The following is a 12910-nucleotide window of genomic DNA, read 5'->3' on the forward strand; positions in this document are numbered from 1 at the left end:
CACGTCTATTTCGGCAGCCCGGCCAGGATCAGGTGATCGGCGAACAGCTGGCGTTTTGCGGGATCGCGGAAGGCATAGGCCTGTGCGAATCGTGACGCGCTGAACTTGGGATCCACGCGCAGCAGGTCCCGGCCGACCTGCATCGCCTCGTCGATCTGGCCGTTCGCGGCCAGACTGGCCGCCAGGAATCGCAGGTTGGCCGTGAAGCGTGGATTTAGCGCCGCCGACCGGCGCGCCCACTGGGCCGCATCGGCGTAGTCGCCGGCCGCGTAGCAGGCGAGCGCGATGATCGAGTAGCTGTAGAACACGTGTGCGTCGTAGGGCGACAGGCGCAGGCCGATCTCGGCACGCCGGCGTGCCTCGCGGGTCTCGCCGATGTAGCTGAAGGTGGCACTGCTGCGCAGCCAGGCGATCGCCGAACTGGGATTGGCCGCGAGCGCGCGGTCGAACAGCTCGATCGCCTGGTCGTAGTCGCGGAAGAGGAAGGCGCGCACATGGCCGCAAATCGAGAGCGCGTGCGGGTCGAAGCGGTCCAGGGTCAGCGCCAATCTCGAAAGCCGCTCCGCTTCCTTGTTGTCGGCCACGGGATCGGGCGAGAGTCCCTGGTTGATCCGGACGCTGTACCAGCCGGCGGCCAGCGCATGCGCCGTGGCATAGCTCGGATCGAGCGCCATCGCCTTCTCGAACATCGGCAGCGCCTGGGCGAACTTGTCGTCCTCGAAGCGGTAGAAGAGATCGAGCCCGCGCAGCACGTATTCGTAGGCGTCGAGACTCTCCGGTCGCTTGCGCAGGACCCGGCGCAGCTCGGCCTCCTGGACCTGCGGTGTGATCGTCGCCACCACCTTCGCCGACAGCTCGTCCTGCAGGTCGAACAGGTCGGCGGCTTCGCCGGCGAAGCGGTCGCTCCAGATGGTCGCACCATTTTCGCAATCCGCCAGCTCGGCCGACAGGCGGACCTTGGTGCCGGCACGGCGCACGCTGCCCGACAGCATGTAGCGCACGCCGAGGTCGCGGTGGACCTGCCGCGGGTCGTGCGCCGTGCCGCGATAGCGCAGCACCGACGTGCGCGAGATCACGATCAGCTCAGGCAGGCACGACAGCGCCGAGATGATGTCTTCGACCAGCCCGTCGCTGAAATACGAATTCGCCGTCTCGCCCGACTGGTCGGTGAAGGGCAGCACCGCGATCGAAGGCCGGCGGCGTTGGAAACTGTCGATCGCCGGCGTCGACTTGGGCCGCTTGCCGGCGCCCACGCCATAGGCATGGACAGGGCGGCTGATGTTCTTGAGCTTCAGCGACCCCATGTCCTTGATCGGCGCATCGATGCGGCCGCTGATCAGGTCCATGACCGCGGCCGAGACCAGCACGCCGCCGACCGGCGCATGGTCCTGCAGCCGCGACACGATGTTGATGCCGTCGCCCAGCAGGTCCGACCCTTCGACGATCACGTCGCCCATGTGGATGGCGCAACGCAGCTCCAGGCGGATGTCCCCGGCCGGCGCCATCGCGGCGACAGCGGCCTGGACCTCGAGCGCCGAGCGTGTCGCCTCGACCGGGCTGGTGAACTCGACGAGGAGGCCGTCGCCCAGGGACTTGAAGATGCGGCCGCCGCCGCGGGCGATCAGCGGATCGATTTCCCGGCGCAGCAGGCGCCAGGCGGCCAGGGCGGCGTCCTCATTGGCTTCGACGACGGTGCTGAATCCCACGACGTCAAAGGCCGCCACCACCACCAGCCGGCGATTGCCGTAGTCGTTGTCGGCAAGCGCCGCGGCAACGTGTCTGCGAGCCATACGCGCAATTCCCCCCGCATCGCCGCAAGACTAGCACAATGCCCCTGCCCGGGAAGCGGCCGCCGAAAGTGCCGCCTGCCGGAAGATGCGGTGGCATTGTCGGCGCCACTGCAAATTTCTGAGGGTCGAGGGGCGGTTGCTCCCGACGGTTGCGGTCTGTCGTGCAAGGGCTAGTCTATGGGCTCGTTCGCGGACTGGTTCCGGTGGGCGGAGCAGGCGCACGAAATCCGGGGGGATGACATGGCCGGCAGGACTTTGGACCTCGACCTCGATCTGGATCTCGATCTGGACCTCAGCGCCCGGGGCGGACGCCCGATGGGCACGAGCCCGCGCTTCAACACTGAGGACTGGGCCAAGCTGACGCCGGTCATTACGCCGCCAGCGCTGCCGACCTTCAAGGTGCCGACGCGCAGGTACGACGACTGGGACAAGGACATGCGTGCCTGGAGCTACGTTGAGGAGTTCATCCGCAATGGCGGATGGGGGGCCGGCACCAGCCCGATTGATTTCCTCAAGGGTCAGATCCGTGGCCAAGCCATTTTTCCGATCCCCAACGACCCTGCTGCGCCTGCTGGCGCACAGCTCGATGATCCGAAAATGACGACGGAGGTCCGCGGTGTGGTCGCTTCCGCACTCAACCGCGCCGACCGGGCGCTCGAGATCGTCGACCAGGCAAGCGGCGCAGGCGCGCTCGGCTACTGGACTGGCATGCTCCGCCTCAGCCCTTCGAAGGATCCCAACACCTTCCTGTTGATGCTGGTGGCCCGCAAGATCGGCGAGTACGTCGCCATGGGACTGAAGGATTTCTACAGGATGCGCCGGCCGGCGCATGCCTATTCGCTGATCATGCCGATCATCGACGGGCCTGACACGCCGTCCTACCCGAGCAGCCATGCACTGCAGGCGTACATGATTTCCGGCGTACTGAAGCTCGCGCTGACGCCGTCGGTCGCCCCGCCGGCCACTTGGGCCCCGGGCGTGCCGGTGTCGCCAGTCCGGTCGACCGCGCAGGCTCTCGACATGCTTGCCTATCGCGTGGCCGAGAACCGCGAGATCGCCGGCGTCCACTACCGCATGGACAGCCTGTGCGGCGACTTTGCAGCCTGGGAATGCCTCAAGAAGATCGCTGCCCTTGCCGCCCCCCTTGCCGCCCCTAATCCCCCGCCTGCGAACATGTTCCACACCTTGGTCCACGGCGCGAAGGGCGAACTGAGGGACCTGACCTAGCGCCTCCGCCGAGCTCTTCAGGGGAGAGATGGATGTCCGAGCCCAAACCCTCCGATCAGGCGAAACAGATGGACGTGCGCGACCAGATCATCGTCGGCTTCGACGAAGAACTGGGCGTGCTCGGCCTGTCGGATGCGCGCAAGCAGATCGACATTGCGCTGGGAAACCTCCGCCGTCATTCGGCGACCGTGCTGAGGGCCTTCGTCTCTGCCGGCTTGAAAAAGGAATCCTTCGTGGCGTTCGCCGTCATCCGCTTCGACGATCCGAAGGTCTCCCTCGAATATCTGAACAAGGTGCTCAAGGAGGACAAGAAGAAGACGGTAGCGGAGAAAATGCTTCCCGGCGTCGTCTGGTTCGAGCGCAACGCGCCGGTCACCCTGGACAGCTTCAACGATCCGTATTTCCGCTGGCAATGGGCGCTGACGAAGATGGAGGCTACTTCTCCCTGGACGATTCCCGACGGCCCGCCGGCGGCCCCGCCGGCGCTGCCGGACCCGCCAGCGAACCCGGGCAAGACCCTCGTTGCCATCATCGATTCGGGCCTCAGGCTTTCGGACGGCACCTTGCATGAGGATCTGGGGTCGGTGGAGCCATTGGTTGATTGCCAGCCCGCTGGATTCTTCTCCGACGGCATCGACACGGACGGTCATGGCACCATGCTGGCCGGCACGATCTCGACCGTCTACGACAACCTCAAGGGACTTGCCTCGGCCATCCCCCCGGACTGGCACATCAGCTTGCTGCCGGTGAAGTTTTTCGAGGGCGGCGGATCGCCCGATGTTGCCGGCGCTGCCGAGGCCATCATGCACGCCGTGGACAAGGGCGCCAAGGTCATCAACGCAAGCTGGCATGTGGCACTGGGGGATGGTGACAAGAGGATCCTCAAGGACGCGATCAAGTACGCCAAGAACGCGACGCCCCCGCGTCTCGTCGTCGCCGCTGCCGGAAATGACGGCAGCGACAACGACATCTATCCCACCTACCCGGCGAACTATGGCAGCGAACTCCTGTTCCCGGGCCTGCGCAAGACCATGCTGACGGTTGCGGCGACGGCACCGGACGACTTCAAGGCGTCGTTCTCCAACTATGGCGCGCTCGGCGTCGACATCGCCGCACCCGGCACGGGCATCAAGACGACCGGGCGCTATTTCCCGGGTCTTCCGGGTCAGACGCCGCAATACCCCGACTACAACGGCACCTCGGCTTCGGCAGCCTTCGTCTCGGGCGCCGCCGCCCTGGTCTTTGCCCTCAATCCACGCTGGACATCCAAGGAGGTGATCACGCACCTCAAGGCCTCGGCGGACACGATCGAAGGGCTGAAGCTCGTCTGCATCGGCGGCAAGCGGCTCAACCTGCGCCGCGCCGTCTATGGGCCGCTTCGCCGCATCACCGCGCCGGTGGCGAATGATACCCTGCAGGTCGGCGTCGACGTCGACATCACCTGGACCAACGAGTACGCCCAGCCCGACTTCAACTGGGTGACGATCGAATTCTCGAAGGATCTGGGCAACACCTGGGACCCCACGCCGGTGAAGGACAGGTCGGCCAACGACGGTCGCTTCACATGGCGACCGAAGCTCGCCCATGTCGGGCCGAACATAGTGCTCAAGATCACGCCGCTGATGAACGACGTTGACGATCCCACATTGCCCAAGATGAAGGCCAACTTCCCCGTGGTATCGGACGTGTTCAGAGTTGTGGCGCCGGCTTGAGCCGGCCGCCACCCAGCCTCGCCGCCTCGGCCGCCACTGAGCGCTAGGGGCCGCTAGGACGGCCGCTTCCCGTCGAGGAACTTGATCACGGCCCGATCGCTCCAGGGCTTGTAGCTGCCGACGCCGTGGAAGCCGACATGGCCGCCGCGCCGCGTCAGGAGCGGTGTTAACGACGGGGACTTGTTCGATCGCCACTGGTGGCCGACATAGGCGCCGCCCGGCACCCAGGGATCGTCCAGCGACGCCAGCACCAGGGTGGGCACGCGGATGCCGGGCAGGTAATTCACCGCGCTGCTGCGGGCGTAATAGTCCGCCGCGCCCGAAAAGCCATGGCGCGGCCCGGTGAAGAGATCGTCGTACTGCCACAGGGTCTGCGACGTCTCGATGTTCGCGCGCTCGGCCGGCGTCAGCACGGCACCGTCGGCCAGGGCCTCGCGCTTGGCCGCCCCGAAGACGTGCCAATGATAGGCCAGGTTGCGAAAGCGCATCAGGCTGCGGACGGTGCCGAGGAGATCGATCGGCGCCGAGATGCTGGCGGCGGCGCACAGCTTCGCCGTCGAACCCTCCTCGCCCAGGTATTTCAACAGGATCGCGCCGCCCACCGAGTAGCCGACCGCGGCAACTCCGGGCGCCGCCAGGTCCGCGGGCAGCAGGCCGATCAGCTCGGCCAGGTCGCGGCTGCTGCCGGCGGAATACTGGCCGCCGCAGGTGGTCCGCGACGGCCCGGCACCGCGCATGTTGAGCCGCAGCACTGGGTAGCCCTCGCCGAGCAGATAACCCGACATCCGCCGCATGTACCGGCTGTCCTCCGAGCCCGGGACACCGTGGATCAGCAGTACCAGCGGCCGGCGCGGCTGCGGCTTGGCCGGACGATCGAGCATGCCGAGCATGACATCGCCGTCTTTCAGTGAAAAGCGCAGGCGCTCGCTGATGGCGGGCGCCAGGCTGCTGGGAACGTCGACCAGCCAGGTAGCGGTCGCGATTGTCTGGAGACCGCCGCCCCACAGGGGGAAGCGCTGCTTGAAGGGCGGAAGCCCGAGGTTGGGCTTGGGGTTCTTCATTGTCGGGTCAAATTGGTCAGGAAGCGCAGGGCTGAGCGGCCGGGCATGAAGAAGTAACCGCCGGCCTTCACGGTGACGAAGCTCCTCAGGTTCTTCATCGTGATCGGACCTGATGGCGTGGGGATGGTGAAGACATAGGATTGTCGTTTCTGCCCTGGCACGCGCTGCGGCGGCGGCGCGGTGATGGGATCGGGCTCGTTGTTCAGCCCGTGGAAGGAGGGTGAGCCAATCCAGGATTGTTGCAGGAACTCGAACTGGCGCTCGAGGTCGGCGCAAAGGGCGACGAACAACAGGCCTCTTTCCGATCCTTTGTCGCCGTAGGGGCGTCCGCGCCGCAGGATGCGATGTCGCTTCTCGATCATTGCCTGCTTGGGATCGTTCGGCGCCAGGCTGCCGCGCGGATTGGCCCGTCGAATGTGCGCGCCGAACGGGCAATGAAGTCCCTGCGGATCGTCCTTCGCGAAGCTGAAGTCGTTGTCCACCTTGTCGGTCATCCTGCGACCGGTCATCTCGTGCGGGTGGCTGATCAGCGAGGCGCCGGTCTGCCAGCGCCCCATCATCTTGGCGGCAATCCAGTTTTCGGTGATTGGGCCGCCGACGCTGTCCGTGAGGCCTTTGTACGTCTTGAGCTCTTGCTTCTGCTCGACGAGGAAGTCTTCGAAGTCTTCGACCTTCTGCATCAGCTGGCGAACCACGACGAACGTGCCGTTTCGGCCGAAATCACGCAGATCCGTGTCGCGCGACCCGGCAAAGCGCGGGAAGCGCGAGGGGAAATCGGGTGTATCGGTTTCGAGGTCGTCGCCGGGGTCGCTCTCCGCCTCCAGGGTCAGGGCAGGCGCCATGTAGCCGGCGCCGTCCTTGTAACCGAGGATCACCTCCCCCGCCTCGACCACATCGGCCTTGTTGTCGGTCGCGGCTTCGCGCTGGCTGCCGCGCAGGATCGGCTGGGAAATGCCGTCGCGGAAGCCGAAATGCTCGTACATCGGGTTATCGCGTTCGCTGGTCGGCGTGGCATCGCCCGCTTGGCCGTCCTGCCCGCCTGTCGGCGGACTCTCGCCGGCGAACTTGGCGCGCCATTCTTCTCGGCGTTTACGTTCTGCCTGGGCACCCCTGGTTTTCTGGGTCGGCTCGGTCATCACCGTCGATACCGCGGTGCGTCCCAGCTTTTTCTCATGCACCCCGAGGACGTTGATGCACGCTCGGGGATCCTTGCCGTAGATGAACAGCACGGCATCGACCGCCGCGCGGGCGTCCTCACGTGCGCCCGCCCTGTCGATGTCCGCCCACCGCCACTTCCGTGGCGCCGACGGCCCGGTGTCGCCGAGCACCTTGGCACGGTCGGCCATGCCCAGGCGGAAGGCGGGCGGAAACGCCGCCATTTTCTCCACCTTGTCCTGCTCTTTGCCATTGAGGCATTTCGCGATGCCACGGGCCGAGAAGGCCACGAAGGTCGCGGTCGTATGCTCGACGTCGGGCTGTTCGCCGAACGTCACTTCTTCGCTAACGAGCTTGAGCCACTCTCTCCGCGCGGCGGCGTTCTTGGGAAGGATGAGCGTCGCGCAAAGCATGTAGTCGTGGGTGGGCAGGCCGCGGAAGACCAGGGACTGGACTTCGTCGGTCTCGATCGCGTCTTCCGGGCGCGGCATGGTGCCGAAGCAGTCGAGCCAGGCGCGGGCGGCGGTATCGGTCTGGGCCCGCATCAGCCCGTCGTGGATCAGCGCATTGGTGCGGATCTGGTCGGTCGTGAGCTGTGGGAAGCGGCTGTACCAGAACTGCGTGACGATCTGCTGCCGCCGCACCCACCGCTTGAAGCGGTCGCCGTCCGCGGCGCCGCCCAGGACCAGGAGGCGCGTCTTCGGAAAGCCCCGGCCGTGGCTCCAGACCGCAGACTGCCCCTCATGCGCCTTGGTGATGAAATCCTCGAGATAGCTCAGCCAGCTGCCGTCGTAGTTGGCGAGGAACAGCATCATCTCGCTGCCGGGCAGCCGGAACCATCGCGCATAGTGGATCGTGCCCATGTTGAGCACGAAGCCCGGCCGGAACCAGTATTGCACCTCCTTGCCGATGACCCACAACGCCAGCGCCAGGGTGACTTTGCGGAAGGCGCCCTTCTTCATCACCGTGACCGCCGTGATGTGGTTCTGCGCGTAGCCCGGCGGATTCTCCTTCGCCGCGATCGCCTCGATGGTCTCGAGAGGCGCCGGCCGTCGGTCTATGTCCTTGTCGTCGCACACTTCGTGCCAGTAGAGGACGGCCAGGAAGAGGAGGGTCGGAATCAGCCATAGGAGGAAAGTCGCGACCATGCCGCCCGCCAGCGCGAGCGACAGCGAACCGAGCTGGTCGACGACGCAGCTGACCTGTTTCCAATGGACGCGCAGCACGTAGACGAGGACCGCGGCCGCGGCGATGCTGGACATCCATTTGAAGAAGATTGGATACCGCCGCAGCAGCATCCCGGCCCTTGCCCAGATCGGCGGGACGATGTTCGCGGCAACGAGCGCGCCGAGCCCTGTCAGCGCGATCCGGCCGGACAGGGGGAGCTCCGGGGCCCAGTGCTGCAACGCCCAGAAGGTTGCCGCCGCGCCGGCCAGCGCCAGCGCAACGGTTTGCCAGGCCCGCAGCAGCGGCGACACCATCCGGCTCCCGAAGCCGACGACCAATACAGTGGCCGCGCCGCCGCCCAGCATCGCCAGCACGATCTGCTCATCCAGGGAGAGCGCCGGCCACCATCGTCGGAGCGCCCAGAACGACGCGGCACCGAAGCCGATGAAGCCTGCAGGCCATCTCAGCCAGCGGACCAGCAGAAAGACGAAGAACAGAACGCCCGCCACTGCGGACAGCACGAAGGCAACGACAGTGGCCAGGCCCTCCACGCCCTCCATCCACCAGCGGACGAGCGTATTGAAGCCGTCGCGGATCGCCGTCGCGATGATGAGAACGGTGCCGAAGACGGCGCCCGCCACGGCGAGCCCGACCGCGATCCAGGGGTCGGGATTGACCGCGTAATGGATCGCCCCGCCTTGCAGGCACACCGTCGTGCCCAACAGGAGTGCCACGAAGATCCCGGCATTCGACCTCAGCGTGGCCGGCAGGCCCTGCAGGCCGAGTGCCGCGTCGTAGCCGCTCCACTCCGACATGCTCAGCCGCCGCCGCGTCGGACGGATCAGGAAGTCGCGCAGCTCCCAGCCCTTTTCCATCAGCTCTGCTTCGGTCTGGGCGTTGGCCGGGGAGAAATGGGACGTGTCGTAGAGTGCAATTCGGGAGGGAAGCGTCAGGGCCCGCACATAGGCGAGCGCATCCACCGCCCGTTTGTGGATGCCGTCGTGGACGTGGAGATAGTGGTCGACGGCCTGGCGGGCGAATGTTGCGACCTGCTCCTGCTTCTCGATGTCGCCGACCGGTGTGTCCGGCGTGCCGTTGAAATTGAGGCCGATGGCACCCCAGGGAACGAAGTGCAGCTTGGTCTTGTGGCGCTCGAGCAGGAAATGGAGCCTGTTTACGTAACGCTTGGGCAACCTGTCCGGATCGATGGGTGCCTCTGGATCGATCGCCTCGTCCGCGTCGATATCCCACTCCGGACGCATATCCTTGCTGCCCGCGATGCGGCGGAAGATCGGCTCGAGCAGCGGCCCGGCGCGCCTGGCGATCCGGGCTAGCGCCGTGTCTTCGTCGCCATCGACGTTCAGCTCGAACAGGAGCCTTGGATCCGGCTCGGCCTCCTTGTCGTCGGGATCCTTGGCGTCGAAGGCCGACAGGGAGGCAAAATGGACCAGGCCCGTACGCTTGAGGGCCCGGTCGATCGGGCTGCCCGCGACCGCCGGATTGCCGAGCGCCGAGATCATCTCCTTGACCTCGTCCAGGCTGCCCGGCTCGAGCTTCGCCTGGATGGTCATCTGGTTCTGGGTCGAGGACGCGGCGGTCGGCTGGAACACGAAATCGAGCCGGCGCGGGAACGGGCCGACATAGGCCAGCCAGCCGGCGGGGTCGCTGGCGAGCCGGATGCCGGGCCGCGAGAACAGGATCTGGAAGATCTCCGTGATCTGCTCCCGGGCGAGGTGGGCGCCCGGGCAGACATGCGGCCCCTCGCCGAACATCAGTTCCGGAGCGGTCGAGCCTGCCGGGCCCGGCGTGCGTCCCGCCTCTACCGGGCGCTCGGGATCGTAGGCGCCGGGAGACGGGAATTGCCGGTGGTCGCGCAGGGCCGACATGGTTGCCGCCACGACGAATGACCCGGCGGGAACGGGCTTGCCCGCGACGGTCGTGGCCTTCGGCGCATGGCGGAACTGGCCGGGCGACAGCGCGGGATTGAGGCGAAACGCCTCGAGCAGGATTTTCTGCAGTTCCCGGCGATGGCCCTTGGCGGCGACGGGATCGCTCGTCTTGAGGGCCTCGGCGGCCGATGCAGCGCCGATGGCGCTTTGCAGCAGGCCGCGGCGCTGCAGTTCCTCGACCATCTTGCCGGCGCCCAGCGTGTTGGTCGGCACGAAGCCGGTGATGATGCCGATGACGATGGCGCGGATCCGCTCCTTGGGAACGCGCACGCGGCCAGGACGCCTGTGCCGGACAAGGCGGTCGACGAGGCTGTCGCCCGCCGCGTTCGTCCGTTCCCGCTCCATCGCCCGCTCGATGGCACGGTCGATCAGGTAGCGGACGCGCACGGCCCCGTTCAGCGCCAGCTTGCGGGTCTTCTCCTCGCCGAACGGGTCGGCGAACAGCAGCGCCGAGATCGCCATCGTGCGATCGAGGAAGGCGTTGGGCTCGTCGAGGTCGAGTCCGAAATAATCGCTGCAGGTCTCGGTGAAGACCCGCCCCAGCAGGTCGCGCATGACGTCGATGCGGCCGCCCGACCCCTCGAGCAGGAGTTCGGTCGTTCTCCGCGTTCTTGCGAGCACGAAGTCCACGTCCTGTCGCAGGAGCTGCGGGCTTCGCACGATCACCGCATCGACGATCTCGCGTTGCTCCTGGTGCGCCTCACCGTCCAGGCCGAGGGCGAAGCTCTCGCCGTCGGTGATCGCCTGCATTTCGGGGCCGAACGGGACCGGGAAACGCTCCGGGTGCTTCAGCACCTCCTGGACGTCGGCATAACGCGTGACGATGACGAGCCGGCCGAAGCGGGCCACCGGCCACCAGGCCCGCAGCACCCAGAACGCGGCAAGGAAGAACCATCGCGTGAACCGGCGGACCGCCCGCTTGTAGAGACTGTCGACGCCCAGGATATTGAGGTCGAAGGCCGGCAGCCGCGTCGGATCCTTGTCGGTCTTCTCTTCCCGCTCGTAGGCATCGATTTTCGCGAAGTACTTGAGTTCGAACATGGCAGGCGCCCCCCCAGGCCCCGGACGAGATCTCGCAGCCTTCTATCGGCGTCGCCGCGAGGCTGGTTTCTGCTCGCCCGACGCCAGCGCCACGCCCTCGGCAAGCCGCCGGTTCCAGGTGCGGTCGACGAAGGGAGTCCAGTCGATGAACTGCGGCGTGAAGTCCGGCTTCACCGTCATCAGTTCGCCGTAGGCGCGCCGCGCTGCGGCGAGGTCGCCGCTGCCGACCAGGGCGTTGATCTTGACCACCAGCGAATACCAGTAGGCCGGCCGCCGGATCAGCGACTGGTCGGCGTGGCCGACCGCCTCGGCCCACTTGCCGAGCATCCAGTGCGAGAGCGCCAGCTCGCCGATGAAGAAGAAGCAGTGGACGTCATTGGGGCTGAGGCGATGTGCCGTGCTGAGCGGCCCGATCGCCGCCGCCGGGTCGCCGACCAGGTTGTAATGGCAGCCGAGCTGGGCATGGGCCTGGCACAGGCTGGGGTTCAGCGCGATCGCGCGCTCGAGCAGGGTGCGGGCACGGCCGGGCTGGCGCTGCCACATCTCGGCGATGCCCGCCAGCATGTGGCCGCGGCCGTCGTCGGGATCGGCCACGATCGCGCGATGGGCGAGGCGGCGCATCTCGGCCACTTCGGCGTCGCCGCCGCGCCTGGCCCACACCGACCAGCCGATGCGAAACGTCTGCTGGATGATCGCCTCGGGCGACTCCGGCTCGAGTTCGAGCGCCTGGTCGAACAGCTGGCGCGCCATTTCCGAATCGGCCCGCGTCAGCCGGTTGAGGTGCCAGCGCCCGCGCCAGATCAGGTCGTTGTATTCCAGCCTGTTCTGCCGGTTGCCGCGGGCCCGCACCTGCTCGGCATAGTCGATCTGCGCGTCGAGCACGCCCACCAGCTCGGCCACGATCGGATCGAGCGCGTCCTGCGAACGGTGAGGTGGCAGCGGCACGCGGTGCGACCACAGCGAATAGCCGCTCACCGCATCGGACAGGTTGACGGCGACGGTGAAGCCGTCGTTGGCCCGCTTCAGCCGGCCTTCCAGCACGTACTTGGCGTGCAGCTTCTGCCCGATGGCGCGCGGATCGAGCCTGTCGGAGGCGAAGGCGAAGCTCGAGCTGCGGGCGATCACCGGCAGCCAGCGCAGGCGCGAGAGGCGATCGATCAGATCCTCGCTGAGGCCTTCGCAGAGATAATCGAGCGTCGTGTCCTCGCTGAGATTGGCAAAGGGCAGGATGGCGAGCGCCGGCCGGTCGACGAAGCTGGCCGGTCCCGGCTCGGCGTCCGGCGAAGGCACGGCGGCCGTCCCCTTCGCGTCGCTTCTCGCGGCCCCCGCTTCCAGCAGGCTGCGTTGCTCGCGCAGCCAGTCCTCGAAACCTTCCTCGCCGGCGAGGTCGAAGCCTTCGAGGAAATCGCCGGTGGCGACGCCCCCTGTCTTCCCCCCTTGCTTCGGCGACAGGACATCGACGTCGATCTGGGAGAGATCGAGCATGACCCGCTGCCGCTCGCAGACCAGCAGCGGCTTGGCCCCTACATTCAGGTAATCGCGCAGATGGGTGAGTTCGCGCCGGAGGCTGCCCTGCGCCTGCGGCCGGTCGCGCTGGCCCCACAGCTTTTCCTGCAGCCAGCCGCGCGTCCGCTCGCCGCCCTCGGCCAGGGCCAGCATGGCGACCATCGCCATGCCCTTGCGGCTGGCAATGTCGATGCGCGCGCCGTCCGGCCCCAGCAGCCGGAAGGATCCCATGAGGTTCAACGCATATCGGCGGCTCAACGCGGCCATCACTCCCCCGATCGACGGCAGGCGGGCGCATCCTA

6 protein-coding genes are annotated in these 12910 nt (G+C 66.9%); 2 read left to right on the forward strand and 4 right to left on the reverse strand.

The features are described 5' to 3' along the window. Positions 1 to 5 precede the first annotated feature (5 nt). Positions 6 to 1790, reverse strand: a complete 1785-nt coding sequence (locus tag EPO55_RS24840) for a tetratricopeptide repeat protein (RefSeq protein ID WP_296340184.1) — start codon at positions 1788 to 1790, stop codon at positions 6 to 8. A gap of 177 nt (positions 1791 to 1967) precedes the next feature. Between EPO55_RS24840 and EPO55_RS24845 the strand changes: the two genes are divergently transcribed. Beyond that, the gene (locus EPO55_RS24845; RefSeq protein ID WP_296340185.1) at positions 1968 to 3017 is read left to right on the forward strand and encodes a hypothetical protein; all 1050 of its coding nucleotides are present in this window, start codon (positions 1968 to 1970) and stop codon (positions 3015 to 3017) included. 32 nt (positions 3018 to 3049) lie between these two features. Beyond that, on the forward strand, positions 3050 to 4729 hold the full coding sequence (locus EPO55_RS24850) for a S8 family serine peptidase (protein WP_296340186.1): 1680 nt from the start codon (positions 3050 to 3052) through the stop codon (positions 4727 to 4729). 53 nt (positions 4730 to 4782) lie between these two features. Here the strand turns inward: EPO55_RS24850 and EPO55_RS24855 are convergent, their stop codons facing one another. Genes EPO55_RS24855 through EPO55_RS24865 form a run of 3 tightly spaced genes read right to left on the reverse strand, consistent with a single transcriptional unit; the run spans position 4783 to position 12875 of the window. Beyond that, entirely contained in the window at positions 4783 to 5790 is a 1008-nt protein-coding gene (locus tag EPO55_RS24855; RefSeq protein WP_296340187.1) for an alpha/beta fold hydrolase, read from the reverse strand. Continuing rightward, positions 5787 to 11102, reverse strand: coding sequence for a cytochrome P450 (locus EPO55_RS24860; protein WP_296340188.1), 5316 nt, complete (start codon positions 11100 to 11102; stop codon positions 5787 to 5789). Before EPO55_RS24860 ends, EPO55_RS24855 begins: the two co-directional genes overlap by 4 nt. A 42-nt stretch (positions 11103 to 11144) precedes the next feature. After that, positions 11145 to 12875, reverse strand: coding sequence for a hypothetical protein (locus tag EPO55_RS24865; RefSeq protein WP_296340189.1), 1731 nt, complete (start codon positions 12873 to 12875; stop codon positions 11145 to 11147). Between the last annotated feature and the right edge of the window lie 35 nt (positions 12876 to 12910).

Origin of the sequence: Reyranella sp. (assembly GCF_004296935.1) — a bacterium.
GTDB lineage: Bacteria > Pseudomonadota > Alphaproteobacteria > Reyranellales > Reyranellaceae > Reyranella.